The sequence below is a fragment of the Synechococcus sp. MEDNS5 genome (assembly GCF_014279875.1).
Taxonomy (GTDB): domain Bacteria; phylum Cyanobacteriota; class Cyanobacteriia; order PCC-6307; family Cyanobiaceae; genus Synechococcus_C.
Map to the genome: position 1 here is coordinate 1,973,328 of NZ_CP047952.1, position 24,241 is coordinate 1,997,568.

Annotated in this window: 24 protein-coding genes, 1 tRNA gene and 1 pseudogene; 16 read left to right on the plus strand and 10 right to left on the minus strand. The window is 61.1% G+C overall.

Going from position 1 to position 24,241, the window contains the following annotated elements; all coding sequences use genetic code 11:
• Nucleotides 1-73 precede the first annotated feature (73 nt).
• The 6 genes and pseudogenes from SynMEDNS5_RS10680 to SynMEDNS5_RS13195 form a co-directional block, all read left to right on the plus strand.
• Nucleotides 74-514 carry a hypothetical protein gene (locus SynMEDNS5_RS10680; RefSeq protein WP_186585970.1) on the plus strand — a complete coding sequence of 147 codons (441 nt, stop codon included), beginning with the start codon at nt 74-76 and terminating at the stop codon, nt 512-514.
• 140 nt (nt 515-654) lie between these two features.
• Entirely contained in the window at nt 655-1,122 is a 468-nt protein-coding gene (rimP, locus tag SynMEDNS5_RS10685; protein WP_186583362.1) for a ribosome maturation factor RimP, read from the plus strand.
• A gap of 49 nt (nt 1,123-1,171) precedes the next feature.
• The gene (gene nusA / locus SynMEDNS5_RS10690) at nt 1,172-2,599 is read left to right on the plus strand and encodes a transcription termination factor NusA (protein ID WP_186583363.1); all 1,428 of its coding nucleotides are present in this window, start codon (nt 1,172-1,174) and stop codon (nt 2,597-2,599) included.
• The gene (locus tag SynMEDNS5_RS10695; RefSeq protein WP_186583364.1) at nt 2,596-2,877 is read left to right on the plus strand and encodes a YlxR family protein; all 282 of its coding nucleotides are present in this window, start codon (nt 2,596-2,598) and stop codon (nt 2,875-2,877) included. Before nusA ends, SynMEDNS5_RS10695 begins: the two co-directional genes overlap by 4 nt.
• 63 nt (nt 2,878-2,940) lie before the next feature.
• On the plus strand, nt 2,941-6,306 hold the full coding sequence (gene infB, locus SynMEDNS5_RS10700; protein WP_186583365.1) for a translation initiation factor IF-2: 3,366 nt from the start codon (nt 2,941-2,943) through the stop codon (nt 6,304-6,306).
• A pseudogene (locus SynMEDNS5_RS13195) lies at nt 6,306-6,863 on the plus strand (low-complexity tail membrane protein); the annotation flags it as partial. The gene infB and the pseudogene SynMEDNS5_RS13195, both read left to right, overlap by 1 nt.
• A gap of 45 nt (nt 6,864-6,908) precedes the next feature.
• On the opposite strand, the gene SynMEDNS5_RS10705 reads toward SynMEDNS5_RS13195, so the two are convergent.
• Nucleotides 6,909-7,130 carry a DUF3493 domain-containing protein gene (locus SynMEDNS5_RS10705; RefSeq protein WP_186585971.1) on the minus strand — a complete coding sequence of 74 codons (222 nt, stop codon included), beginning with the start codon at nt 7,128-7,130 and terminating at the stop codon, nt 6,909-6,911.
• Between the two features lie 82 nt (nt 7,131-7,212).
• Between SynMEDNS5_RS10705 and SynMEDNS5_RS10710 the strand changes: the two genes are divergently transcribed.
• Together SynMEDNS5_RS10710 and SynMEDNS5_RS10715 are read left to right on the plus strand one after the other, a co-directional pair.
• Nucleotides 7,213-7,285: transfer RNA gene (locus SynMEDNS5_RS10710), tRNA-Thr, on the plus strand.
• 83 nt (nt 7,286-7,368) lie between these two features.
• Nucleotides 7,369-8,541 (plus strand): DUF389 domain-containing protein, encoded by a 1,173-nt coding sequence (locus SynMEDNS5_RS10715; protein WP_186583366.1) that lies wholly within the window; start codon nt 7,369-7,371, stop codon nt 8,539-8,541.
• Nucleotides 8,542-8,590: 49 nt separating this feature from the next.
• Here the strand turns inward: SynMEDNS5_RS10715 and psbA are convergent, their stop codons facing one another.
• A complete protein-coding gene (gene psbA, locus SynMEDNS5_RS10720) occupies nt 8,591-9,670 on the minus strand; it encodes a photosystem II q(b) protein (protein WP_006040880.1) in 1,080 nt (359 codons plus the stop codon).
• Between the two features lie 211 nt (nt 9,671-9,881).
• Between psbA and SynMEDNS5_RS10725 the strand changes: the two genes are divergently transcribed.
• The 3 genes from SynMEDNS5_RS10725 (at nt 9,882) to SynMEDNS5_RS10735 (ending at nt 11,306) form a co-directional block, all read left to right on the plus strand.
• Nucleotides 9,882-10,022, plus strand: a complete 141-nt coding sequence (locus SynMEDNS5_RS10725) for a hypothetical protein (RefSeq protein WP_186583367.1) — start codon at nt 9,882-9,884, stop codon at nt 10,020-10,022.
• 484 nt (nt 10,023-10,506) lie between these two features.
• On the plus strand, nt 10,507-10,863 hold the full coding sequence (locus SynMEDNS5_RS10730; RefSeq protein ID WP_255440139.1) for a hypothetical protein: 357 nt from the start codon (nt 10,507-10,509) through the stop codon (nt 10,861-10,863).
• 74 nt (nt 10,864-10,937) lie between these two features.
• On the plus strand, nt 10,938-11,306 hold the full coding sequence (locus tag SynMEDNS5_RS10735; RefSeq protein ID WP_186583368.1) for a hypothetical protein: 369 nt from the start codon (nt 10,938-10,940) through the stop codon (nt 11,304-11,306).
• 2 nt (nt 11,307-11,308) lie between these two features.
• On the opposite strand, the gene SynMEDNS5_RS10740 is transcribed toward SynMEDNS5_RS10735, so the two are convergent.
• Nucleotides 11,309-12,232, minus strand: a complete 924-nt coding sequence (locus tag SynMEDNS5_RS10740; protein WP_186583369.1) for an aspartoacylase — start codon at nt 12,230-12,232, stop codon at nt 11,309-11,311.
• 50 nt (nt 12,233-12,282) lie between these two features.
• On the opposite strand from SynMEDNS5_RS10740, the gene SynMEDNS5_RS10745 reads away from it, so the two are divergent.
• The 4 genes from SynMEDNS5_RS10745 to SynMEDNS5_RS10760 all read left to right on the plus strand — a co-directional run bounded on the left by SynMEDNS5_RS10745 (nt 12,283) and on the right by SynMEDNS5_RS10760 (nt 16,320).
• Entirely contained in the window at nt 12,283-13,272 is a 990-nt protein-coding gene (locus tag SynMEDNS5_RS10745; RefSeq protein WP_186583370.1) for a glutathione S-transferase C-terminal domain-containing protein, read from the plus strand.
• Entirely contained in the window at nt 13,269-13,907 is a 639-nt protein-coding gene (locus SynMEDNS5_RS10750) for a DUF2301 domain-containing membrane protein (RefSeq protein WP_186583371.1), read from the plus strand. The genes SynMEDNS5_RS10745 and SynMEDNS5_RS10750 overlap by 4 nt, the downstream gene beginning before the upstream one ends.
• A complete protein-coding gene (locus tag SynMEDNS5_RS10755; protein ID WP_186583372.1) occupies nt 13,904-15,814 on the plus strand; it encodes an ABC-F family ATP-binding cassette domain-containing protein in 1,911 nt (636 codons plus the stop codon). Before SynMEDNS5_RS10750 ends, SynMEDNS5_RS10755 begins: the two co-directional genes overlap by 4 nt.
• Nucleotides 15,815-16,101: 287 nt before the next feature.
• The gene (locus SynMEDNS5_RS10760; RefSeq protein WP_186583373.1) at nt 16,102-16,320 is read left to right on the plus strand and encodes a CP12 domain-containing protein; all 219 of its coding nucleotides are present in this window, start codon (nt 16,102-16,104) and stop codon (nt 16,318-16,320) included.
• Nucleotides 16,321-16,412: 92 nt separating this feature from the next.
• Here SynMEDNS5_RS10760 and SynMEDNS5_RS10765 read toward each other — a convergent pair whose 3' ends face one another.
• Both SynMEDNS5_RS10765 and obgE read right to left on the minus strand, forming a co-directional pair.
• Nucleotides 16,413-16,595 carry a hypothetical protein gene (locus SynMEDNS5_RS10765; protein WP_186583374.1) on the minus strand — a complete coding sequence of 61 codons (183 nt, stop codon included), beginning with the start codon at nt 16,593-16,595 and terminating at the stop codon, nt 16,413-16,415.
• A 94-nt stretch (nt 16,596-16,689) separates the two neighbouring features.
• Nucleotides 16,690-17,679 (minus strand): GTPase ObgE, encoded by a 990-nt coding sequence (gene obgE / locus SynMEDNS5_RS10770; RefSeq protein ID WP_186585973.1) that lies wholly within the window; start codon nt 17,677-17,679, stop codon nt 16,690-16,692.
• A 59-nt stretch (nt 17,680-17,738) separates the two neighbouring features.
• On the opposite strand from obgE, the gene SynMEDNS5_RS10775 reads away from it, so the two are divergent.
• Nucleotides 17,739-18,971, plus strand: a complete 1,233-nt coding sequence (locus SynMEDNS5_RS10775; RefSeq protein WP_186583375.1) for an ABC transporter ATP-binding protein — start codon at nt 17,739-17,741, stop codon at nt 18,969-18,971.
• 24 nt (nt 18,972-18,995) lie between these two features.
• Here SynMEDNS5_RS10775 and SynMEDNS5_RS10780 read toward each other — a convergent pair whose 3' ends face one another.
• The 5 genes from SynMEDNS5_RS10780 to SynMEDNS5_RS10800 are packed head-to-tail and all read right to left on the minus strand — an operon-like array spanning nt 18,996 to nt 24,141.
• The gene (locus SynMEDNS5_RS10780) at nt 18,996-21,380 is read right to left on the minus strand and encodes an endonuclease MutS2 (RefSeq protein ID WP_186583376.1); all 2,385 of its coding nucleotides are present in this window, start codon (nt 21,378-21,380) and stop codon (nt 18,996-18,998) included.
• On the minus strand, nt 21,380-21,778 hold the full coding sequence (locus SynMEDNS5_RS10785; RefSeq protein WP_186583377.1) for a VOC family protein: 399 nt from the start codon (nt 21,776-21,778) through the stop codon (nt 21,380-21,382). Before SynMEDNS5_RS10785 ends, SynMEDNS5_RS10780 begins: the two co-directional genes overlap by 1 nt.
• Before the next feature lie 21 nt (nt 21,779-21,799).
• Nucleotides 21,800-22,078, minus strand: coding sequence for a hypothetical protein (locus SynMEDNS5_RS10790; protein WP_186583378.1), 279 nt, complete (start codon nt 22,076-22,078; stop codon nt 21,800-21,802).
• A 38-nt stretch (nt 22,079-22,116) separates the two neighbouring features.
• Nucleotides 22,117-23,118 carry a porphobilinogen synthase gene (gene hemB / locus SynMEDNS5_RS10795; RefSeq protein WP_186583379.1) on the minus strand — a complete coding sequence of 334 codons (1,002 nt, stop codon included), beginning with the start codon at nt 23,116-23,118 and terminating at the stop codon, nt 22,117-22,119.
• 51 nt (nt 23,119-23,169) lie between these two features.
• On the minus strand, nt 23,170-24,141 hold the full coding sequence (locus SynMEDNS5_RS10800; RefSeq protein WP_186583380.1) for a DnaJ C-terminal domain-containing protein: 972 nt from the start codon (nt 24,139-24,141) through the stop codon (nt 23,170-23,172).
• Nucleotides 24,142-24,241: the final 100 nt, after the last annotated feature.

Sequence of the window (24,241 nt, forward strand, 5' to 3'; positions counted from 1 at the left end):
CCACACCATGCGCAACCAATCAGGACCGGCCGCTATCACCCTTTGCTTTGCTGCGATCTGTGGCGCGGTCTCGATGGCACCTCAAGCCCATGCCGGCTGTTCCTTCCTGATGCCAGTCGGGGGCAATGGCAACGGACCCAAGCCCTACATCGTCAAGAAACAGGTCGAGCGCCCCAAAGGCTTGGTGGGTAAAGCCGTCGGGCGGACGAACTGGAACACGGATTTCGTCGTCAACCAGCCCTACAAGAGCTTCAAGCTCTTTTTCACGGCGGACTCAACCGATGGCAACCCGGGTGCCTATCCGATCGAGGCCTATCTGAAATTCACAGACGGCAGCAACCTCAGGGTCGTGCAGGAATCCATGAAGCCCCCGACTGGTACCGGTGCTCAGTTTGGTCCGTTCACCGTTCCATCCGGAAAAGCCGTGGGTCAGGTGAATTTCAAAATCGGTGCGAACAATGATCCAGGGGCCACAGGCTTCAGTTACCGAATCTCAGTCCAGGGGTGCAATTGAACACACTGCAAGGTCTGGGATAGGGCTCCGGGAACCTCCATCGCCTACATTGAAAAAGGCCTGGTGAGTTCCTCTCTCCGGGAGGGTGATCACAGCATCAACCATCGGGCCTGAGCCCGAATCACCCTCTCCACGAGTCCTTGCCCCATCCACTCCTGCCGGACATCATTCCCGTCGCTGCCAGCACAGCTGCAGCGCACGGTTTTGAACTGGCAGAGATTCAGATTCTCACGCACCTGCAGCCCATGACGGTGCAGGTGCAGATCCGTCGCAGTGATGGTTCCGATGTGTCTCTCGACGATTGTGCAGGCTTCAGTAAACCTATGGGTGAAGCTCTCGAGTCGCAGGCTCTGCTCACCGAGGCGTATGTTCTGGAGATCAGCAGTCCTGGAATCGGGGATCAGCTCAAGAGCGATCGGGACTTTCAGACGTTCCGCAGTTACCCGGTTGAAGTCCTCTATCGCGATGACGAAGGCAGGGAGCAACGGCAACAGGGCTCCCTGCTCGAACGCAATGACGACCACGTGCAGGTGAATGTGCGCGGTCGCATCAAACGCATTCCCAGACCCTCTGTGATTTCCGTTCAGCTCATCAGTCCCACCGGCTGAATCCCTCCACCGCTCATTCCCTTTACTCCCTTCTCACGCTTCCCACCCGATGGCTCTCGTTCTTCTTCCCGGCCTCACCAACCTGATCGAAGACATCAGTGAAGAGAAGAAACTTCCCCCGCAGGTTGTGGAAGCAGCGTTGAGGGAGGCACTCCTCAAAGGGTATGAGCGGTATCGGCGCACGCTCTATCTGGGAGTGGGTGAAGACCCTTTCGATGAGGAATATTTCAGCAATTTCGACGTTGCCCTCGACCTAGACGAAGAGGGTTACCGCGTTCTCGCCAGCAAGATCATTGTTGATGAGGTGGAAAGTGAAGATCATCAGATCGCCCTGGCAGAGGTGATGCAGGTCGCCGATGACGCCCAGTCTGGAGACACCGTGGTGCTTGATGTCACCCCGGAGAAGGACGATTTCGGGCGGATGGCAGCTGCCACCACAAAGCAAGTGCTCGCCCAGAAGTTGCGGGACCAACAGCGTCGGATGATTCAAGAAGAATTCGCCGATCTTGAGGATCCTGTCCTCACCGCCCGCGTGATTCGCTTTGAACGCCAATCCGTAATCATGGCCGTGAGCTCTGGCCTGGGGCGTCCGGAAGTGGAGGCTGAACTTCCACGACGGGATCAGCTTCCTAACGACAATTACCGCGCCAACGCCACCTTCAAGGTCTTTCTGAAGGAGGTCAGTGAAGTCCCGAGGCGAGGACCCCAGCTGTTCGTGAGCCGAGCCAACGCAGGGCTTGTGGTTTACCTCTTCGAGAACGAAGTTCCCGAAATCCAGGAAGGCTCCGTACGCATCGTTGCCGTCGCGAGAGAAGCCAATCCCCCGTCCCGTTCAGTCGGCCCTCGCACCAAGGTTGCCGTGGACAGCATCGAACGGGAAGTGGACCCCGTTGGTGCCTGCATCGGCGCACGCGGCTCCAGGATTCAGCAGGTTGTGAATGAGCTGCGTGGCGAAAAGATCGATGTGATCCGCTGGTCCTCCGATCCTGGTCAGTACATCGCCAATTCCCTCAGCCCTGCCAGGGTGGATGTGGTGCGGCTTGTCGATCCTCTCGGTCAGCATGCCCATGTGCTGGTTCCACCGGATCAATTGAGCCTGGCAATCGGACGCGAGGGGCAGAACGTTCGCCTCGCAGCCCGTCTGACGGGCTGGAAAATCGACATTAAAAATTCCAGCGAGTACGACCAAGCCTCAGAGGACGCGGTCGTGTCCGAACTGATTGCCCAACGGGAACAGGAAGAGGCCCTCCAGCGGGAAGCCGAAGAGCGTCTGGCCGCAGAACAGGCCGCCAGAGCCGAGGAGGATGCGCGACTGCGCGAGCTTTATCCCCTACCTGAAGATGAGGAGGAGTACGGCGACGAAATAGTTGACGATATTGCGATGCCTGACGGTGAAGCAGCAGAAAGCGGCGAGCCGACTCCCGAATTCAGTGATTCCACTGATTCCAGTGATTCCACCGAGGAAGGAGCCCGGTGAAACCTCAGCGCCCCATCCTGCGACGCTGTGTCGCCTGCCGTCAGCTGCTGGATCGCAGCCTTCTCTGGCGGATTGTGCGTGACTATCGGGATGGGGTTCTCCTCGATCACGGAATGGGCCGTTCGGCCTATCTCTGTCCTCAGGAGAGCTGTTTAGAAGAAGCACAACGTCGGAAACGACTGCAAAAAGCCCTGCGATGCCAGGTGCCTGACAGCGTGATGGCGACGTTGAAGCAGCGACTTTTCCCTGATAAGGAGACAGTCGCTGAGGCAAGATGAACATTGGCCCCACCTTGAGTGGTGCCCCGAGGCACACCGTGCCCGGACCGACCGGAGACCTGAATGACCAGCAGCGGCAAAGTCAGAATCTATGAGCTGTCCAAGGACCTTGGTCTGGACAACAAAGACGTGCTGGATGCCGCTGAGAAGCTGTCCATTGCGGCCAAGAGCCACAGCAGCTCGATCAGCGAGACGGAGGCTGGCAAAATCCGCAGCCTCCTGAAGGCAGGGAGCGCGCAGCGCGTTGCAGCCTCTCCCGCCAAACCCGCGCCAAGCAAGGCCATCCTCTCCGTTCAGAAAGCTGGGGGTTCAAGCAGCAACGCTCCAGCACGCCCCGTGCAGCCCAAACCCGCAGTCACACCCCTCCCCGCCGCGCCGGCTGCTCCGACGCAAGCAAAATCACCTCAGCAGCCGCCTGCCAGGCCTTCCGCCCCCTCACGACCGGCGACGCCGAAAGCTGCGGCTCCACAGACCAGCGCCCCTCAGAAGCCGGTGGTGCGCCAGCAGCCAACGGCACAGCAACCGGTTCCGAGACCGAAACCGGCACCGGAGCGCACCGTCAGCCGACCTCCATCGCCTCCCGCGCGTCCGGTTCCCCAACAACCCTCCACGCCTTCAGCGAAGCCCCGCGGTGCCGCTCCCATCCGGAGGAGTTCCCCCAACGATGCACCGCGGCCGGTGAATGCACCCCCGAGCCGTCCCCAGCCCAAAACTCCTGTCAACAGGAATGCCCCACCGCAGCGGCCGGCTGCTAAACCCGAATTGGTGGGCCGCCCTCAACCGAAGCGACCGGAAGGACCTCCGGCCCGACAAAATTCAGGACCTGGTTCTCCAAGACCGGCTGTCAGCCCTCGCCCCAGTGCGCCAGGGAGCCAAAGGAACATGCCCCAACGTCCAGCCGGTGCCCAGCGCCCGGGAGCGCCCACGCGGCCTGGAACTGGATCGGGTCGTGCGTCTCGCCCCGGTGGAAACACATTGGAGCTTGTCGGCAAGCCGATCCGTCGAGACAGCAGCGGAAGCAAAGGTGATGGTGGCCGTCCTCCAGGAGGAGCGCGTCCCGCATCCGGCGGCAACCGTCCAGCCATGCCACCCGGCATGCGCAAACCGGTAGCACCCGGTGAGCTCATGCAGCTCCAGAAACCTTCCGGACGTCCAGGTGTTCCCCCGCCGAGACGGCCCGACGGCACCCCTGTCACCCCGAGAGGAGACGGTCCGAAAGCAACTCCGCCGGTCTCCCGCCCGGCGGCCACTCCGCCATCGCCGGCGACAGCCCCAAGACGCCCCGGCGGCTTTAGGCCCGGCGCCGGTCCTGGAGGGCAGCGCCGCCCCGGTCGTCCTGATTGGGATGACAGCGCCAAGCTGGACGCTCTGCGCAACCGTTCACCGCAGAAGCAACGCCAAAAAGTTCACATCATTGGCGAGAACGACGATTCCCTGGCTGCACAGACCGGGGGATTCGCCGGCGAACAGGAAAACATGGTGCTGTCGGCCAGCCTGGCGCGCCCATCCAAGCCTAAATCCCAGCAGAGGTCCGCACCGAAACCGGTGGCGGCCATGCGCAAGCGCCGCAAGGAAACCACGCGGCAGCGCCAGCGGAGGCGGGCCATGGAGCTGCGGGCGGCTCGGGAGGCGAAGCAGGTAAGGCCCGAGATGATCGTGGTTCCGGAGGACAACCTCACGGTTCAGGAGCTTGCCGACATGTTGAGTGTCGAAAGCTCGGAAATCATCAAATCCCTCTTCTTCAAGGGAATCATCGCCACGGTCACCCAGTCTCTCGACATGCCCACGATCGAGACCGTGGCTGAAGAATTCGGTGTTCCCGTGCTTCAGGACGACGTTGAGGAGGCTGCGAAGAAGACCGTGGAAATGATCGAGGAAAAAGACCTCGAACATCTCATCCGCCGTCCTCCGGTCGTCACCGTCATGGGCCACGTGGATCACGGCAAAACAAGCCTGCTCGACGCGATCCGCAAGGCGCGTGTGGCGGCGGGCGAAGCCGGTGGCATCACCCAGCACATCGGTGCTTATCAAGTCGAGATCGAGCACAGCGGCGAACCTCGCAGGCTCACCTTCCTCGACACTCCCGGCCACGAAGCGTTCACAGCAATGCGCGCCCGCGGCACGAAGGTCACTGACGTGGCGGTTCTCGTGGTGGCAGCTGATGACGGAGTGCGGCCTCAGACGCTTGAAGCCATCAGCCACGCGCGCGCTGCCGAAGTGCCCATCGTGGTGGCCATCAACAAGATCGACAAGGAAGGAGCTTCACCGGATCGAGTGAAGCAGGAACTGTCTGAACAGAATCTCCTGGCCGAAGAGTGGGGAGGTGATGTGGTGATGGTGCCTGTCAGTGCCATTAAGTCGGAGAACATCGACAAACTGCTGGAGATGCTCCTGCTGGTGACAGAGGTCGAGGATCTGCAGGCCAATCCCGATCGCCTGGCCCGTGGAACGGTGATCGAAGCGCACCTCGACAAGGCCAAGGGTCCAGTGGCCACCCTTCTCGTGCAAAACGGAACGTTGCGAACGGGCGATGTGGTGGCGGCCGGTCCTGTGCTCGGCAAAGTCCGCGCCATGGTCGATGACGCCAGCGTTCGCCTCAAGGAGGCCGGTCCATCCTGTGCGGTGGAAGCGCTTGGGTTCAGCGAAGTGCCGACGGCCGGAGATGAGTTTGAGGTGTACCCGGATGAGAAGTCGGCCCGTGCCGTGGTCGGCGACCGCGCCTCCGATGCCAGGGCCACCCGACTGGCCCAGCAGATGGCCTCGCGCCGTGTCTCTCTTACCGCCATGTCCGGTCAGGCGAATGACGGCGACCTCAAGGAGCTCAATCTGATCCTCAAGGCCGATGTGCAGGGCTCGGTTGAGGCCATTCTGGGCTCGCTCGAACAGTTGCCGAAGGATGAGGTTCAGGTGAGGGTCCTGCTCTCGGCACCTGGCGAGATCACAGAAACGGATGTTGACCTGGCTGCAGCATCCGGAGCCGTGATCGTGGGCTTCAACACCTCTATGGCCTCAGGGGCTCGCAAGGCTGCCGATGCCAACGGTGTGGACGTGCGTGATTACGAGGTGATCTACAAGCTCCTGGAGGACATCCAATTAGCCATGGAAGGCCTGTTGGAACCGGAGCTCGTGGAAGAGGCCCTGGGCGAGGCCGAGGTGCGTGCCGTGTTCACAATCGGCAAGAGCGCCGTAGCCGGCTGCTATGTCACCACCGGGAAACTGCAGCGGAACTGCAGAGTTCGTGTGCACCGCGGGAAGGAGATCGTCTACGCCGGCGACCTCGATTCTCTGCGCCGCAACAAAGACGACGTCAAAGAAGTGGCGACTGGTTTCGAGTGCGGCGTGGGCACGGATCGCTTTGCCAACTGGCAGGACGGTGACCGCATCGAAGCCTTCAAGATGGTTACCCAGCGCCGCAAGCTCACCACCTGATGATCACCCGCCGAGAGCCGCTCCTCTGGCTTCAGCTGATGGCCTTGGCCGTGATTCCGCTGGAGCTCGAGCTGCTCAGGCTCGTTCTTGCTGGCAGCACCTTCGGGCCCTCTCCCGCGCTGGAACGCCTTTTGGTGTGGAGTCTGTCTGTGGTGGCGCCGGGGTACTGGCTGGTGCAACGACCCGTGGACTGGGGATCACTGCTGCTGCTGCGTCAGCCTCTCTCAACCCGTCAGGTAGACCAGCGACGGATCAGTGCGCTTCAACAGTCACCCGAACTGCAAATCGCCACGGTGTTCGGCATGGTGCTTCTGCTGATGGTGGTCTGGTGGATCGACCGTTCAGCCCTGTTGGTGATTGATCTCTCGCCTCTGAAAGAAGGGAGCAGGCTCACGGGATTGCTGCTCTCGGGCCTGGTTCTCTCTCTGCTTCTGTGGCAGTGGCAACAGCTCTGTTCCAGCCTTTGGCTGCTTACTCGTTCTGACGAAAACGTTCTTGCCGTTGAGCCCCTCAGCGACGAACAGATGCGCAGCGATCGAACCAGTTTTGGCTTCGGGCTGCTGACTCTGCCGACGCTGACATGGTCAACCCCCAGCGAAAGCTCAGAGCTCGGTTCTGGGCCGATCGAACCAGAGCAAGCTTCCAAACAGAACGACCGCTCCGATCTGGATCAAGAGGTCACTGGGAACGACGGGATTGCCGGCACTGAGGCGGAAAGCCATCACGAAGAGGCCCAGACCACCGGAGCCGAACAAAGCGACCCAGAGGAGACGTCTGAGCCCCCGCCAGGGAGTGCGTGACTCCTGAAGGAGTCTCTGACGCATGGCTGGATCCAGATCCCTGTTTCCCTGCTGATCTGATGTCACGGACGACGGGCTTGGTCCCAAATGTTAATTTCCATAGGTCGCCGATGTAGCTCAGCTGGTAGAGCAACGCTTTCGTAAAGCGTGGGTCGCCTGTTCAAGTCAGGTCATCGGCTTGAAAAGTCTGTTGCTTTCCGCGCCTGGATCGTTATTCAGCATCCTGAATCCATCAGGCTGCTGAGATTGATTCGAACGGTTCATGGACTCGGAAAGCGACTCCAGCCGCATGCTCAAACGGCTGCACCGCAGTCATATGCATGATGCAGCCCTCGACGAGGTCTTCATCGTGTTGAGCGTGGGTGCGAGCCTGATCGCCACGCTCGGGCTGCTTGCGAACAGCGCCGCCGTGGTGATCGGCGCCATGGTGGTGGCTCCGTGGATCATGCCGCTGCGGGCGGCCGCTTTTGCGATACTGCTTGGAGAGGTTCAACTGCTGGGGCGATCACTGCGCACCTTGATGGTGGGGGTGGTGAGCACCACACTCTTATCTCTGGTGCTGGGATCCTTAGCGGATTTACCGCGATTCGGCACTGAAGTACTGACCCGCACAACACCGAATCTGCTGGATCTCGGTATCGCTCTGGTGGCTGGTGGCCTCGCCACCTACGCCAAGCTGCGCAGCGATGCGGTGAGCTCCTTGGCAGGAACGGCCATCGCTGTGGCTCTGGTTCCGCCGGTGTGTGTGATGGGGCTGCTCCTCTCACAGCAACAATGGACCGATGCAGCAGGTGCTGGACTGCTCTTCGCCACCAACCTGCTGGGCATCCTCACCGGTGGCCTTGTGTTGATGGCCTGGAAGGATCCCGAATTCAGGCAGGTGTTCCGACGCAGTCATCTCAGCGCTGCAAGCTTCACCCTCACCGGCCTGCTCCTCCTCCCACTCGGCAGTAGTTTTTTCAATCTTTTGGACAGAGCCCGGAAAGACAACACCCGGGACATGCTTCAGGAGACCATCGAAAGCTTTCTGATGCGGGAGACGCTGACCTTCGGCGATCGGGAGTCTGTGGATGTGGAGCGCGTAGATATCGCCTGGAATCAAGATCCGCCGATCATTCGCGTCGTCGTGCGGGTTTCCGATCCAGCCCTACCTAGCTTCAAGCAGGTCTCGGCGGTGCAAGAAGCAATTAACCGCCGGCAAGACATCAATTTCCGGTTGGTCGTGCAGCGCACTGCAGTGGATGTTGTCGGTCCTGAAGTCGCTCCGAACCCTGCAACACCAGCAACCGAACAACTGTTATCGCCTGCACCTGAGCCGGAGCAAGCAATTGATCCGACTGAATCAGACGTCAATCCAGCTGAAGAAGATCTGAGAGTTGATTCAAAACCGCTTCGTCTGCCGGATCTCCAACAAAAAGCCCCCACTTTGAGGTGAGGGCTTTCCGATTCAACTGACGCCGAATCTTTTGGTAGAGACTTCAGCCTCAGCCGATGGCGGGTGCTTGCAGAGCCACAGGAGTGGACTCAGCAGCTGCCAGGTCGAGGGGGAAGTTGTGAGCGTTGCGCTCGTGCATCACTTCCATGCCGAGGTTGGCGCGGTTCAGCACATCAGCCCAGGTGTTCAGGACGCGGCCCTGACCATCAAGGATGGACTGGTTGAAGTTGAAACCGTTCAGGTTGAAAGCCATGGTGCTGACGCCCAGGGCAGTGAACCAGATGCCGACCACAGGCCAGGCAGCCAGGAAGAAGTGAAGGCTGCGGCTGTTATTGAAGGAGGCGTATTGGAAGATCAGGCGACCGAAGTAACCGTGGGCAGCCACGATGTTGTAGGTCTCTTCCTCTTGACCAAACTTGTAGCCGTAGTTCTGGGACTCGCTCTCGGTGGTTTCACGCACCAGGGAGGAGGTCACCAGGGAGCCGTGCATGGCGGAGAACAGGGAGCCACCGAACACACCTGCGACGCCCATCATGTGGAAGGGGTGCATCAGGATGTTGTGCTCTGCCTGGAACACCAGCATGAAGTTGAAGGTGCCGGAGATGCCCAGGGGCATGCCGTCAGAGAAGGAACCCTGACCGAAGGGGTACACCAGGAACACGGCGGAGGCAGCAGCCACAGGTGCGCTGTAAGCAACGCAGATCCAGGGGCGCATGCCGAGGCGGTAGGAAAGTTCCCACTCGCGGCCCATGTAGCAGAAGATGCCGATCAGGAAGTGGAAGACAACCAGCTGGTAAGGACCGCCGTTGTACAGCCACTCGTCGAGGGAGGCAGCTTCCCAGATGGGATAGAAGTGAAGGCCGATGGCGTTCGAGGAAGGCACAACAGCACCGGAGATGATGTTGTTGCCATAGATCAGGGAGCCGGCGACGGGCTCACGGATGCCGTCGATGTCGACGGGGGGCGCTGCGATGAAAGCAACGATGAAGCAGGTGGTGGCAGCCAGCAGGGTGGGGATCATCAGCACACCGAACCAGCCCACATACAGGCGGTTGTTGGTGGAGGTGACCCACTCGCAGAAGGACTGCCAGCCATTGGCGCCGGAGCGCTGCTGAATGGTGGTGGTCATGAGTACGGAAAAGAAGGCTCAAAAGAGCGGTTACGGAAGGGCAGGAGTGCCCTGCCAAACAGGAGTGTAAAGCAACATTGCGGAAGTTTTCCGTTTCTTTATGAAGTCGTTGTGAAGAAGCGTTGAGCTCCAGCCCGTCTCGAGCCCGAAAGAATCGACGATCGCTAAAGAATCGCTTAAGGTTCTTAGTGTGAGTCTTAAGGAGACGCGTGTGGTCTTGATCCGCTGGTTGATTGCGGGCCAACGCCTTGAGGAGACCGTGCCGACCAAGCACGCTCGCCATCGGCGCAACGAACTTGAAGCGCAGGGAGCTGTTGTGTACTGGAGCGAAAGACTGGTTGAAAGCCACTGACCCGCCAAACTGAGTCAACTGGGATCAGTGACCATGCCCCTGAGGTTGGGATCAACGTTCAGAAACGTGTCCTGCGGAGCCATAGCACTCCTGACTTTGGGGCTTCTCAGCTCTTGCCAGACATCATCGAAACTGGATAGGAGCAATTCCGGTTCCCAGACGAAAGCGATTCAGCGACTGGACGAACGCCTCAAACGACTCGAGCAACGGCTGGACACCGCAACGCCAGTGCCAGATCAAGGCAATCGCGTCCCACCAGGTCCCATCAAATCCATTACCTTCCGCAGCGGAACAGCGGATGACAGGGTTCGTATCTACTGGGCCAATGAGGAGCGCACTGATCTGCCCTGCACGCTCGAGCAGGGCACGTGGGCCTGTGGCTAGGAAGCGCTCCCAGACACACCCGGACATTCCTGATTCAGAAATTGGTCATGCATCAACAGTGCGGAGCCTTCAAGGTGAGGTTGATCAACTCACGCTCGTGATGCGTCGCTTTGCTCTCTTCATCGGGTTGACACTCGGTCTCAGCACCGGATTGATGGTGCGGGCGGACCAGCCCCTGCCGTTCGCCCAGACCAAAGCAGCCAACCTGGCTCGAATGCGGGCGGAATCCCTCAATGGTGGTCTTGGGGCCTACCGCGCCGCAGGCTGCATGTACGAGACGGGAGGCACTTCATGTCTTGCATCCAAAACCAGCGGAGGCTTTCTATTCCGGTTTGAGGGGGGCCCTCCAGGATGGGAACAGCAGACCCCACCCCGTCCCTCGCTTGAAACCAGTGTTCTGGTGTCCAAGGATGGAGATCGGATCTTGGAAGTTCCTTACAACGGCCCCTTGCGCTGACGGACAAGTCTCAGCGCAATGTTGTTGACACTCCACCGCTCAGTGAGTGCCATAGGAGAGGTTTTCAAAAGACCATGAACCTTTCCACTGTTTCTGCTCTGGCCCTGATCCTGGGCACAGGCACCCTTGCAGGCGCACCCGCGCTTGCTCAGGCCCCTGTTCCCGCGTCACAGATCCGAGCCTTGAATCTGGCCCGTAACACCGCCGTCACAGAAAATGGTGGACTCAGCGTCTATCGCCCCCAGCCCTGCATGTTCAACACCAGTGGAGGCGGTGGAGAGTGCCTGGTGAAGGACGATGCCAGCGGCTACACCTTCAAGTTTCTTGGGGGAGTACCGGGCTGGCCTGAAAACGGAAGCGACCCCACAACGGAAACCGAACTTCAGGTTGCGCCTGACGGCCGCAGCGTGACCAACATCCTCTACAACGGATCACCCCGCTGAGATCAGCCGAGGAGGTTGGCCAAGGCCTCTTTCCAGTCCTTGGAAAGAGGCCAGGCCTCTCGCTTGGTGAAACTCAGGGCGATGGCCTTCTCGGCATAAGCCGCTTCATTAATAAAGACAGGAATCAATCCATCCTCACCCTCAAAAACAGCAGGTTTTGATTCGGCATTGATGAACAGGGGATCCCCACCTTTCAAGGGTTGCCAATCGCGCCCCTGAAGATTGGGATGCACCACGGCATCGGGCTCACCCGAGCTGCGTCTCGGCAAATCCAAACTGCCCAGGTGGCGGTGAATCACAACCTGGTCGGGATAGCGAGCAGTCCCGTCACGAACCGCAGCGATCCCCGCAATCAGAGCTTCGAGAGCCAAGCGGGACTGCAGCACGATGTCCGAGCGGCGTACGTTTTGCGGAACGGGTCCAACTTCAATCACCAGACCACAAGGCCAACGCTCCGCAAGAAACCCCTGTTGCGCAGAGTCCGCTTCGTGCAAATAAATGGGGAGGCCCAGTCGGTGCTGAACCAACGCCGCTAGAGCCAAATCAACAGGCCGGCGTCCATACACAACCAGGCAATTGCCCATCGCTGAGGTGGTGCTGTGCAGGTCCACCACCAGGTCGCAGGGCGTCTCCCCCTCCGGGCCGAATTGCTCGAGCAATGCCAGTGCCTGCAGCATTTCCCGATCCGCTTCAGCAGGCATCGTGGAGGCCTTCTCAAGAAGGTCAGGGCGGAAGGAACGGTTGAGATCGCGGTCGAGGTATCGCCGGCCTTGCGCGCAAGCCGCAGGATTGCCGATCGCCAGCTGCACGTCGAGACCCTTGGAATCAATCAAAGCCGGCTGTTGGCGCCACTGGTCGAGCAACCAGGGGCCATTGATCTCATTGCCGTGGGTGCCGGCCACCACCAAAACCCGAGGCCTCACCATCCAGCACCTGGCAACACATCCAGACTGACACCACTTGTCACTGCTCGCCCATGGCTTTACCTCCTCTGGTTGTTGCCACCGCCAGAGAGGGCTGGAGGTGGCAGTGGCGCCAGCTGATGCAGGGGCTTGGACCGGCCGATGCCGAAGGGCGTTACCAGCGCCCTGCGAGCGACCGAATGGACGTGCTAATTCCGGACAGGTCGGGGCTGAAACTCCGTACCGACGCGGAGCGTCCACGGTTGGTGATCGGCAGAAGCTGCCCTTGGGCCCATCGCACCTGGCTGATGCATCGGCTGCGTCGGCTGGAGGGAACCCTCACCCTGCTGATGGCCACAGCAGACCACCGCGCAGGACGCTGGTCTCTCGTTCCAGCCTGGTTGGGCTGCGAGTCCCTGCTCGCGCTGTATCAGCACTGCGGCACTCCGCCCCATCACAGGGCCACCGTTCCAGCCCTGATCGATCCAGGGATGGGGGCTGAGCCCACTCCCCAACTCCTGGGGAATGACAGCGCAGCACTCACCGAAACGCTCAATCAATGGCCAGGGGGGGACGGAGCCATGGACTTGGCTCCCGCCGCTCTGGAGCCAGGCATTCAACGCTGGCTGCAGCTCTTGCAACCTGCCGTCAACGATGGCGTCTACCGCTGCGGCTTTGCACGCACGCAGAAGGCTTACGACGAGGCCAGCACAGCCTTGTTCTCAGCTCTCGAGGAGGTGGAGGCGGCACTGCAGCACCAGGGCCCCTGGCTCTGTGGCGCGCAACCCACCATCGCGGATGTGTGCCTGTTCCCCACGTTGATCCGCTGGGAGCTGGTCTACGCCCCGCTCTTTGGATGCAACGCCCAGCCGTTGTGGATGTTCCCGGCGCTGTGGCGCTGGCGTCAATCCTTCTACGCCCTGCAAGGGGTTGCCGAAACCTGCGATGGCGAGGCCTGGCGCGCCGACTACTTTGGCGCCCTGTTCCCGTTGAATCCCGGCGGCATCATTCCAGCGGGGCCGGATCTCTGCACACTGATAGGACGTTCCCCGGCATTGCCATGACCGAAGCCGATCCCCAGTTCGAAGGTGTCTATGGCTCCTATGCGATCACCGAACGGGATCGGCGGGAGGTGCATCGGTATCGAATCGCGCTGCTCGTGAGCGGCCTTGCACTCAGTGCCGGGCTGCTGCAGTGGTGGCAGCTCGGCAGCGAACTGGCCTGGCTCTGGGTCTTGCCACTCGCCTCTGCCCTCGGATTGGCGCTGCGCTGGATTCACATCTACCTGCGGCCGTTGCACCAGGCTTTGCAGCTGTTCTGGTTGCTGGGATGCCTGGGATGGTGCGCCTTGCTGGCTCTGAACGGCCCGGCCGCTGCCCTGCCAACCCTGCAACGTCAGCCCTTGTGGATTCTGGCGATCGGTCCCCTATTCGCGGCAATGGCGGGCATCGGTTTCAAGGAGTTCTTCTGTTTCCGCAGACCCGAGGCCATCGGCCTCACCCTGTTGCTGCCCATGGCCCTCCTGGGGAGACTGAGCAACCTGCTCCCAGCAGACGTTTGCCTTGCCTTGCTCACGATGGCTGCTCTGCTCCTGGTGATCTTGGCGGTCCGCAAGTTCGGAATGGACCCAGCCGCCGATATCGGCGATAAGAGCGTGTTTGCTTACCTGGAAGCGCAGCGCAACGTCGTCACCCCGTGAGTCTGATCAGCCTTGTTGATGCCTCCAAGGACTTCGGGATCCGCACACTGTTTGAAGGCCTCACCCTGCATGTGCGGGAGGGCGATCGCCTCGGCCTGATCGGCCCCAACGGAGCCGGGAAATCAACCCTGTTGAGAGTGCTCGCAGGGCTGGAACCCCTCGGCAGCGGAGAGCGTCGCTGCTCATCCCGACTGCGAGTGGAACTGGTAGGGCAGGACAGCCGCGTGAATCCGGGGCTGACGGTGCTGGAGCAGGTTCTTGCTGGATGCGGCGAGAAACGGGATCTGCTGCTGCGCTTCAGCGAGGTCTCGGAAGCCGTTGCGCAAACTCCGGATGACATGGCCCTGATGGGTGAGTTGGGAGCGCTCAGCGAGCGCATGGATGAAGAGGAGGCCTGGGCGCTGGAGCAGCAGTGCCAGGAGGTGCTGCAACGCCTGGGAATCTCCGACTTGCATCGGCCCGTGGAAGATCTCTCCGGCGGATACCGCAAACGGGTGGGGTTGGCCTCCGCCCTGGTGGCCTGCCCCGATGTTCTTTTGCTGGACGAACCCACGAACCATCTCGATGCCGCGGCGGTGGAGTGGCTGCAGAGCTGGCTGGATCGCTATCCAGGCGCCGTGGTTCTCGTGACCCACGATCGTTATGTGCTGGACCAGGTGACCCGTCGGATCGTGGAGGTCGAACGGGGGGTCGCGAGCAGCATCGACGGAAATTACAGCGCCTATCTGCAGCGCAAGGCCGACCAGGAAGTGGCCGATGCCGCAGAGGCTGCGCGGTTCAAGAGCGTGATGCGTCGCGAACTGGCCTGGCTGCGCCAGGGGCCAAAGGCGAGAAGCACCAAACAACGAGCCAGGATCGAAAGGATCGAGGCCCTCAAGGCGTCACCGGTCAAGCAAGCCAAACAAGAGCTATCAATGAGCAGCGTCAGCCGGCGCATCGGCAAGGTCGTGATCGAGGCCGAGGAGCTCTCGGTGACAGCGGATGGCCAGCCGGGAGGTCCTTCGCTGCTTCGGGATTTCACCTACAGCTTCAGCCCCGAGGATCGGGTCGGGATCATCGGCCCCAACGGCAGCGGCAAATCCACCCTTCTCGATCTCATCGCTGGCCGCCGCCAGGTCACCAGCGGCTCCCTGCGGCTGGGTGACACGGTTCACCTCGGCTACCTCGATCAGCACACGGATGCGCTCAGCGAGGGCCGCGGTCTCGAGCGAAAGGTGATCGAATTCGTGGAGGAAGCAGCCTCCACGATCGACCTCGGTGGCGAACAGTTGAGTGCCTCCCAGCTTCTGGAGCGGTTCCTGTTTCCCCCAGCCCAACAGCACAGCCCTCTCAACAAGCTCTCGGGTGGCGAACGCAGGCGTCTGAGCCTGTGCAGGATGTTGATCCAGGCTCCCAATGTGCTGTTACTGGACGAACCCACCAACGATCTAGACGTCCAGACCCTGAGCGTCCTTGAGGATCTGCTCGAGGATTTCCGTGGTTGTGTCGTTGTGGTGTCACACGATCGCTACTTTCTCGACCGAACGATTGATCGGTTGTTCTGTTTCGAAGACGGTCGCCTGAAGCGGTTCGAGGGCAACTACAGCGCTTTCCTTGAGCACAAACGTGCTCTGGAGAAGAGCAGCTCTGAGCCATCGTCTCTTTCGAAAGAGTCCGCCAGCACCAAAAAGAAGCCGGCGAAATCCACCGATGCAGGCCCACGCCGCCGCAGTTTCAAGGAATCCAGAGAGCTGGAGACTCTGGAGCGGACACTGCCAGACCTTGAAAAGCGCAAGGCCGATCTGGAGGAGGCGATCGGGTCAGGCCAGGGAGACCTCACCGATCTCAGTCACGATCTGGCGGCACTGCTTGAGCAACTTCAAGAGAGCGAAGAACGCTGGTTGGAACTCAGTGAACTGGCTCCTTGAGCAGGGGCAACTCAGTCCAGCTACGGACGCTTCAGCCAGCGATGCATGGCCTTCTGGACCGTTGATCCAGAACACTCTTCCCTCTTCGTCCATGCAGTAGCGACCTTGTCGCTGCTGGATCCGCACCATGGGATCGATCCACACGCCGACCATCTGGTAACCATTAATACAAGTGCGTGGCAAGCGTGTTGTTACGGAAACCTCGTCTCCGCTCCTATCGCTGGCACGTCCGCCCATCAGCCGTATGGTGTGATTGTCGCCATTGGCCTGGACGCGCCAACGATTCCATGAAATCCATCGACGAACACATCAAAAAGGACCAGTCCGAACTCGAGACGGCCAAGGCTGAAGGGAACGATGCCAAGGTGCGTCACATCAGTGAAGAGCTGGAGTCTTTGCAGGACTACAAGAAAGAGCACCCCGAAGATTCCCACGATCCAACGCCTCTGGAGCTCTACTGCGAAGCCAATCCCGAAGCCGACGAATGCAGGGTCTACGACGACTGACGCTTGACCGTTCACCAGTGAGTGCCATTCAAAAGCGGGGCGATTGCCCCGCTTTTTTGTTTGCAGAGCCCCTGGCCATGCCGGTCAAAGACTCACTGCTCCTCATTGAAGTCCGCAGGGCTACCGGTGAGGCTGCAGACCACCGACTCCTCTGGCTTCATCTCGCGGATCTCCGCGATCGGACGCCCGCGACGGCGAAGGGCTTCGATCTCTTCCCGGGTCTGGCAGCGGGCGATCAGTTCACCCTGATCGTCAAAGCAACTGAAAAAGGTCATGAGTTTGCGTTGATCCTTATGTCCTTTATCGCCAGGACACCGGCATCGGACAAGGGCGGATGTGCCCCCGCACACCGGGACAAACCTGACGCTGTCACACGCCGAGCTGCTGCCAGACCTGATCAAGCAAGGTATCGAGCCCCTTGCCCATCACAGCGGAAATCAGCAGAGGTCGTCGCCCACTCGAGGCCTCCAGCCTCTCCAGCAGGTCCTCTCTCCCCTGCTCATCAAGAAGTTCGAGTTTGTTCACCACCAGCAGGCGTGGACGGCCCACCAGCCCGTGGCCGTAAGCCTCGAGCTCTTTTTCCACCACCCGCAGATCTCCCAGGGGATCCTCAGCTCCCCCATCCACCAGGTGAATCAGCAAGCGGGTGCGCTCGATGTGGCGCAGGAAGTCATGGCCCAGGCCAGCGCCTTGAGCGGCTCCAGCAATCAACCCTGGAATGTCTGCAAACACTGTGCCGTCCCCCGAGGGCCTGCGCACCACTCCAAGATTCGGCACCAATGTGGTGAAGGGATAGTCGGCAATTTTTGGACGGGCTGCGGAGAGAACACTGATGAGGGTGCTTTTGCCCGCATTGGGAAGCCCGATGATTCCAACCTCTGCCAGCAGCTTGAGCTCGAGTTGCAGCGGCCACTCCTCGCCCTCCCTGCCTTCGGTGCACTTCTCGGGAGCTCGATTGCGATTGCTGAGGTAGTGCGCATTCCCGAGACCGCCTCGACCGCCGAAGGCCACCGTGAGCCTTTCGCCAGGGTTTGTGAGATCACCCAACAGGATCCCCGTCGTGAGATGGCGCACCTCGGTGCCGCACGGCACCCGGATCACAAGAGGTTGCCCGGAGGCGCCGGTGCATCGGTTGGGACCACCCCGACGTCCGTCAATGGCCGCAAACAATCGTTTGTATTTGAAATCGAGAAGAGTTTGGAGGTTGGCATCGGCTTCCAGCACTACATCGGCGCCATGCCCACCATCTCCGCCCGAAGGCCCCCCGGCAGGGACGTACTTCTCCCTTCGGAAGGCCACGATGCCGTCGCCGCCGCGCCCTCCCCGCACGGTGATGCGTGCCTGATCGATGAACTGCACGAAACCCCTCGATGGGTTCAACCACCAACCCTAGGATCGTGCAGTGCCGGAGATTGGGCTTGGCAGGCGTTTGCTTCGAAGCGCTCAGCAAGAGCTATCCACCCCGTGGAGGGTCCGACCCGGTCGAGGTGATCCGTGAGCTCTCTCTGACGATTGAAGACGGGGAATTTCTGGTGCTGGTCGGCCCCTCAGGCTGCGGGAAAAGCACACTCCTGCGGCTGATGGCGGGCCTGGAAACCCCGAGTTCCGGAGAAATCTTTGTCGGCGACCATCCCGTCAGTCGCCTGCGTCCGGCCCAACGCAATGTGGCCATGGTGTTTCAGAGCTATGCGCTCTATCCCCACCTCAGCGTGCGCGACAACCTGGGGTTCGGATTGAGGCGCAGTCGCAGGCGCACCTTTTTGCAGCAGATCGAGGACCAGCTGCATCGCACCACACGATGCTTTCCTCCGCCTCTTTCATTGCGTTCTCCCCGGGAAGCGCGTCTGGAAATCCGGGTCAATGAGGTCGCCGAGGCCCTCGAACTGGATCAGCTGCTCGATCGGCTCCCAAAAGAGCTCTCTGGGGGCCAAAAACAACGGGTGGCGCTTGGACGGGCCATGGCACGGCAACCGGACGTCTTCCTAATGGATGAGCCTCTGAGCAATCTCGATGCCAAGTTGCGCGGAAGCACCCGCACGCGCATCGTTGATCTGCAGCGACAGCTGGGCACCACCACGCTGTACGTGACCCATGATCAGGTGGAGGCGATGACCATGGGGCACCGGATCGCGGTGCTCAATCAGGGCCGGCTGCAGCAGCTGGGCACACCGATGGAGCTCTACCGCTGGCCCTCGAATCTCTTTGTGGCCCAGTTCATCGGAAGCCCGCCGATGAATGTGCTTCCCGTGACAGTGGCCTCAGCAGGAACCCTGCTGCTCGGTGAGCGTCGCCTGCCGGTCGAAGGCGCCCTGGCCGAGGCCCTGCCTGCTCTGGAAGGCCAGCATCTGAACGGCGGAATCCGCCCGGAACAGCTTCGGATTGCCCCAGCGACCAACCGCAATCTTCCAGCGGATGTCAGTCACAGCGAAGTTTTAGGCAACGAACAGCTGATCACCTGCCGGCTACTCGATGGCGACCACTTGATTCAGGTTCGGGCCGATCCTGACCTGGAAGCCCGACCGGGATCCCGCGTGCACCTGGAAGCCGAGCCCAGCGCATGGCGATTCTTCGATCGTCTTGGAGAGGCCATCGCTCGGCCCCAGCCATCCCGGTCGAGCGAAAACGAACCACTTCTGCCCAACCTGGGCTGATGCAGACACTCGGGGAGGCCCTCCTCAACGCACCCACACGACGCTGCAGCCTGCCCCCCCGTCTCCCTGTTCAGCATCCACAACCCGTTCCACATACGGCAGGGACGCAAACCAGTCCCTGAGGCCACGCTTGAGACGTCCGGTGCCGATGCCGTGAATCACCCACACAGGACCGCTCGCACCGCGCAGCAACTCTTCCACAGCCGACTCGGCTTCATGAACGCGCATTCCGCGCACATCCACGGTGTTCCTTGATGTGCGCACCTCGGCACTGCCGCTCCCCCGCCGAGCCTTCACCTGCACCTGAACCACCGGAGCGGCTGGGGGGTCGGGCTTGCGTCCGTCCAGGCTCTCGACTGCAGACAGCTCCACGGTGCTGCGCATCACTCCGCAGCGCACCTGAAGCTGCAGACCATCATCGGACACCTTCAGGACCTCAGCGGCTTTGCCCAGAGCCAGCAGGCGGATGCGATCTCCCACTTGCGGTCGCCAGCTTTGATGCCGGCGACGTTCCGGCTCAGGACGGTGACGATCCTCGAGTTTGCGCAGTCGCTGCCCAGCTTGTCTGGCGGTTTCGCCATCAGCACGGTCATCGCGAAGCCGCCGGATCAGCTGACGCACTTCTTTCTGCCCGTCACGGATTGAGGTCTCCAGGCGTTGTCGTCCCTGTTCCTGCCGTTCAGCGGAATGCTGTTTCTGCTTCTCCCAGCGCTGCAGGAGTTCCTCATGCAGCAGTTCGGTCCTTGCGAGGAGCGCAGCGGCATCTTCCGCCGCAGCCTGTTGGCGCATGCGCTGTTCCTCCAAGCCACGAATCACGGTGTTCACCTCACCATCGCCTGCGGGAGAGAGCAGGGCGCGTGCCTCATCGATCACACTTCCTTCCAGTCCCAGACGGGTGGCGATCGCCAGCGCATTGCTCCGACCTGGAATCCCCCAGAGCAGGTGATAGGTGGGCGACAGCGTGTCGCTGTCAAAGGCGACCGAGGCATTTTCAAAGCGCGCATCGCTGTACTTGAGAGCCTTGAGCTCGCCGAAATGGGTGGTCGCCACGGTGAGCCGTGCACGATCGGCCAGGGTGCGCAACAGTGCTGTCGCCAGAGCCGTGCCCTCACTGGGGTCGGTACCGGCACCGACCTCATCCAGCAGCACCAGAGCAGGAGACGGCCCGGAACGAATCGCCTCGAGGATCCGACCGATCCGTTTCACATGACCGCTGAAGGTGGACAAGCTCTGCTGCAGCGATTGCTCATCGCCGATGTCAGCAAGCACCTGGGCGCACCAGGGCAGGGTTGGGCTGCCACTGCATGGCACCCATAGCCCTGCCCGCGCCATTAAGGCGGCCAAACCGATGCTCTTGAGGGTGACGGTTTTACCGCCGGTGTTCGGGCCAGTGATCGCCACCACGCGCAGCGATGACGACACCTCCACACTGACGGGCACCACGGTTGGCCCCTGCTCTTTGCGCTCCTGCCAGACGAGCAGCGGATGGCGCAGCGTTTTCAGCTCGAACGGTGCATCAACGGCAGACTCCAAACGGGGAGGGACTGCACCGAGCCACTGCCCGTAGCGGCCACGGGCCAGGGCCAGATCCAGCTTGAGCAGCACCTGCATCAGATGCTGGAGCCCCTCAACCTGCTCAGCGACGGCAGCACTGAGCTCGGCGAGGACGCGCTGCTCCTCCTCACGGATCCGGCCATCCACAACAGCAAGCCTGTTCCCCAAATCGATGACCGCTTTGGGTTCCACGAACACCGTGCTGCCGGATGCGGAGCTGTCGTGCACCATGCCCGGGCACTGACCACCGGCACCGGCTTTCACCGCCAGTACGGGCCGGCCGTGGCGCTCGGCAATCACGGTGTCTTGGAGATGGGCGGCCCAACGCCTGATCACGTCCTGCAACTTGTCCCGGCGCCTAACCCGCAGCTCCTGCCATTGCCGCCGCAGACCATCGAGACCAGGGCTGGCGCGATCAGCAACCCGTCCCCCCTCTTCGATGGCGAATTTCAGGCGCTGCTCGAGATCGGGAAAGGTCGCCACATCCCTGAGCAAGGTCGTGCAAACGGGACGCAGCTCCGGTTCATCGATCTGGCGACGCAGACGACGGGCTGCGGCCAGGGTGTCAGCCACCTCTAAAAGCTCCTCCCCCGAGGCGACTCCCCCTTTGCTGCAGCGCAACAAGGTTGGAGCGAGATCACGCACACCCTGAAAACTCAGCCCACCGTCGAGAACACCGTCCAAAGACCCCATCTCCAGGGTCTGCTCCTGCAGAGCGAGGCTGTCTGAGAGCGAGGCTGGCAGGGAATCGATTTTGCAGTGACGGCGCCCCTGCACGGTGCTGGCGAAACTGGCGAGGTGTTCACAGAGCCGCGGCCATTCCAGCAGCTCCAGGGTTTCCTGAAGAGCAGACATCAATCAGCTGCGGCCACTCCTGGTTGATTGGAGGGAATGCCACCAGGAGGCTCGTAGAGCATTTCAAGCCAGTTGCCCTCCGGGTCACGAAGGTAAAAGGAGGCAGTGCCGTCGCGATGATCATGAACGGCACCCACGGCCACACCCGAGGCCTTCAATTGATCGTGAATCACATCCACTTCGGCACGGTCACGGAAGTGAAACGCGAAGTGTGGTCCTGCGGCTTTGTAGTTCGGTCCGAGAAGCGCGAGTCCGTCACGGGACTTGGCGGCTTCCATGTAGCACCAGTCGTCTGCTTCCCAGACCATCTCCATTCCCAGTTGGGAATAGAAGGCCACAGCCCTGTCCATATCCTCAACGCGGATGGCGACGTGGCCTAGGCGCTCCACCACTGGCATGGGCTGTTCATCGAATGGAGATCAGTCTGAACGGTGCCCGACATCCGCCGAGAGGGAATCGAGAAGCGGCCCGACGCTCGAGGGGTCGGTGTGAGGAGCCTTCGCGAAGGAAATACCCCAGGACGTTCGGCAGACGCATCCGATCGAGAAGCAGATCAATCCACTGCCGAGCAGAACCAAGCCCTCCGATCGGTCCTGACGGTCTCCGCTGGTGAGCAGGTGGCCGGCAAGAACGAAGGCCACGGTCGCGCAGACAAAAGGAAGAGGACTCCAGAAACGCAGTGGACGGCCAGATGTCATCAGCAGGCAGCACTTGCCCCCTGAATAGCTCGCGTTCGTTATCCCTGCCGCAACCACGCAGCGGCATCACAGGCGTGATACGTGAGAATCAGATCCGCACCAGCACGCTTGAAGCTGAGCAGGGTCTCCAGCACCACAGCCCGCTCATCGATCCAGCCACGCTCAGCGGCTGCTTTCACCATCGAGTACTCGCCGCTCACGTTGTAAGCCGCGATGGGCAACTCCGACTCTTCCCGCAGGCGGTGAATGATGTCGAGATAGGCCAGACCGGGTTTCACCATCATGATGTCAGCCCCTTCCTGTTCATCGAGCTGGGCCTCGGTGATGGCCTCCCGAGCATTGGCAGGATCCATTTGGTATGTATCCTTGTTGCCGGGAATCGGCTTGCTCCCGGCGGCCCGGGGCGCGGAATCGAGCGCTTCGCGGAAGGGTCCGTAATACGCCGAGGAATATTTGGCTGTGTAACTGATGATCCCCACATGCTCGAAGCCTTCGTCATCGAGGGCTTCACGGATCGCCCCGACCCGGCCGTCCATCATGTCGCTGGGTCCGATCAGATCAGCACCGGCTCTGGCCTGGGCAACGGCCTGCTTGCAAAGCAACTCAATCGTTTCATCATTCAGAACCACCCCCTGGTCGCTAACGATGCCGTCATGGCCATCGCAGGAGTAAGGATCGAGGGCCACGTCCGTCATGATCGCCATCTCGGGGAGCTCCTGTTTGAGCTGTCGGATGGCCCGTGGAATCAACCCGTTCTCGTTGAAGCATTCGGCGCCATCTTCGGTTTTGAGTCCCTCCGACACCTTCGGGAACAACACCACACAGCGGATTCCAAGCTCCCAGGCGCGCCGCACCTCACCGGTGAGCGCTGCCAGGCTCCAGCGACTGGCTCCTGGCATGGCCCCGATCGGCTCGACTTCCGCACCTTCATGCACGAACAGCGGATAGATGAAATCGGCAGCTGAAAGACTGGTCTCACGCACCATGGCCCGCAGTGAAGCGGTGCGGCGCAGACGACGTGGGCGGTAAGTGAGGTCCATCAGCGGGCCATATCGAGGACGTGATCGTAGGCGCCAAGCCTGAAAAGCTTTTCAGAGCCGAGCGGTTTGAAGCCAGTCGCGGCGGGGGTCATCGCCGCGTTCCTCACGCAACCGCTCCAGCAGGGAACGCTGCGTCTCAGACCATTGAGGCGGCCACTGCAGGGTGAGCGTGAGCAGGAGGTCTCCGCGACCGGTTTTCAGCGGCCAGCCCTTGCCTTTGAGGCGAAGGCTCCGACCTGGGCTGGTGCCCGCGGGGATCGACACTTCGGCTTCACCGTCTGGTGTCATCACGGTGACGGTGCCGCCGAGAGCTAATTCATCAAGGGCCACAGGACAATCAGCCCGCAGCTGGTCACCGTCGAAGCGCCAAACCGGGTGGGGCTGAACCTCCAGATTCAGATAAAGGTCGCCGCGACGCCCGGTTCCGGGCTGAAGGTTGCCCTTCCCTTTAAGGCGCAGGCGGGAGCCATTCTTCACACCAGCGGGGATGCGCACCTGCACCCGTTCTTCATTCACCGAAAGCGTGCGTTCACCCCCGCGGAACGCCTCAGCAAAACTCACTTTCACCGTGGCCTCTGCATCGAGATTCACCGGAGGGCGCGACGCCCCTCGGGGAAAGCCGCCGCCGGCAAAGCCACCGGGAAAGCCACCACCCGCGAAACCACCTGGCGCTCCACCGAAACCACCAGCTCCCGCACCTCCGAAACGCCCGAGAAGGTCATTGATGAAATCGTCGAAGTTGCCGTACCGCCCGAAATCCACATCCACGCCGCCGCTACCGCCGCCGGCCTGGTTCCAGTACTGCCCGAACTGTTCGTAGCGCTTGCGCTTCTCAGGGTCCGAGAGAACCTCGTAAGCCTCACTGACTTCCTTGAACTTGGCCTCTGCGTCTTTGTTCCCAGGATTCACATCCGGGTGGTACTGGCGCGCCAGTTTGCGAAACGCCCTCTTGATCGCGTCAGCATCGGCCCCACGATCAACACCGAGCACCTTGAAGTAATCGCGGTACCCACTACCAGCCATGGTGATCGTTCAGCCCGAAGACTCCACTGCCTCCGAGTCTCCCAGTTCCATCTGGGGTTCGGCACCTTTACGGCAGGCCGGATGCCCGTACGCCTGCGTC

Bases quoted from the DNA above. Each gene is read 5' to 3' on its own strand.
- SynMEDNS5_RS10680 (WP_186585970.1), top strand. From the start codon at position 74: ATGGCACCTCAAGCCCATGCCGGCTGTTCCTTCCTGATGCCAGTCGGG.
- nusA (WP_186583363.1), top strand. From the start codon at position 1,172: ATGGCTCTCGTTCTTCTTCCCGGCCTCACCAACCTGATCGAAGACATC.
- infB (WP_186583365.1), top strand. From the start codon at position 2,941: ATGACCAGCAGCGGCAAAGTCAGAATCTATGAGCTGTCCAAGGACCTT.
- SynMEDNS5_RS10705 (WP_186585971.1), bottom strand. From the start codon at position 7,130: ATGCGTCAGAGACTCCTTCAGGAGTCACGCACTCCCTGGCGGGGGCTC.
- SynMEDNS5_RS10715 (WP_186583366.1), top strand. From the start codon at position 7,369: ATGGACTCGGAAAGCGACTCCAGCCGCATGCTCAAACGGCTGCACCGC.
- psbA (WP_006040880.1), bottom strand. From the start codon at position 9,670: ATGACCACCACCATTCAGCAGCGCTCCGGCGCCAATGGCTGGCAGTCC.
- SynMEDNS5_RS10730 (WP_255440139.1), top strand. From the start codon at position 10,507: ATGCGTCGCTTTGCTCTCTTCATCGGGTTGACACTCGGTCTCAGCACC.
- SynMEDNS5_RS10735 (WP_186583368.1), top strand. From the start codon at position 10,938: ATGAACCTTTCCACTGTTTCTGCTCTGGCCCTGATCCTGGGCACAGGC.
- SynMEDNS5_RS10740 (WP_186583369.1), bottom strand. From the start codon at position 12,232: ATGGTGAGGCCTCGGGTTTTGGTGGTGGCCGGCACCCACGGCAATGAG.
- SynMEDNS5_RS10745 (WP_186583370.1), top strand. From the start codon at position 12,283: ATGGCTTTACCTCCTCTGGTTGTTGCCACCGCCAGAGAGGGCTGGAGG.
- SynMEDNS5_RS10750 (WP_186583371.1), top strand. From the start codon at position 13,269: ATGACCGAAGCCGATCCCCAGTTCGAAGGTGTCTATGGCTCCTATGCG.
- SynMEDNS5_RS10760 (WP_186583373.1), top strand. From the start codon at position 16,102: ATGAAATCCATCGACGAACACATCAAAAAGGACCAGTCCGAACTCGAG.
- SynMEDNS5_RS10765 (WP_186583374.1), bottom strand. From the start codon at position 16,595: ATGACCTTTTTCAGTTGCTTTGACGATCAGGGTGAACTGATCGCCCGC.
- SynMEDNS5_RS10780 (WP_186583376.1), bottom strand. From the start codon at position 21,380: ATGTCTGCTCTTCAGGAAACCCTGGAGCTGCTGGAATGGCCGCGGCTC.
- SynMEDNS5_RS10785 (WP_186583377.1), bottom strand. From the start codon at position 21,778: ATGCCAGTGGTGGAGCGCCTAGGCCACGTCGCCATCCGCGTTGAGGAT.
- SynMEDNS5_RS10790 (WP_186583378.1), bottom strand. From the start codon at position 22,078: ATGACATCTGGCCGTCCACTGCGTTTCTGGAGTCCTCTTCCTTTTGTC.
- hemB (WP_186583379.1), bottom strand. From the start codon at position 23,118: ATGGACCTCACTTACCGCCCACGTCGTCTGCGCCGCACCGCTTCACTG.
- SynMEDNS5_RS10800 (WP_186583380.1), bottom strand. From the start codon at position 24,141: ATGGCTGGTAGTGGGTACCGCGATTACTTCAAGGTGCTCGGTGTTGAT.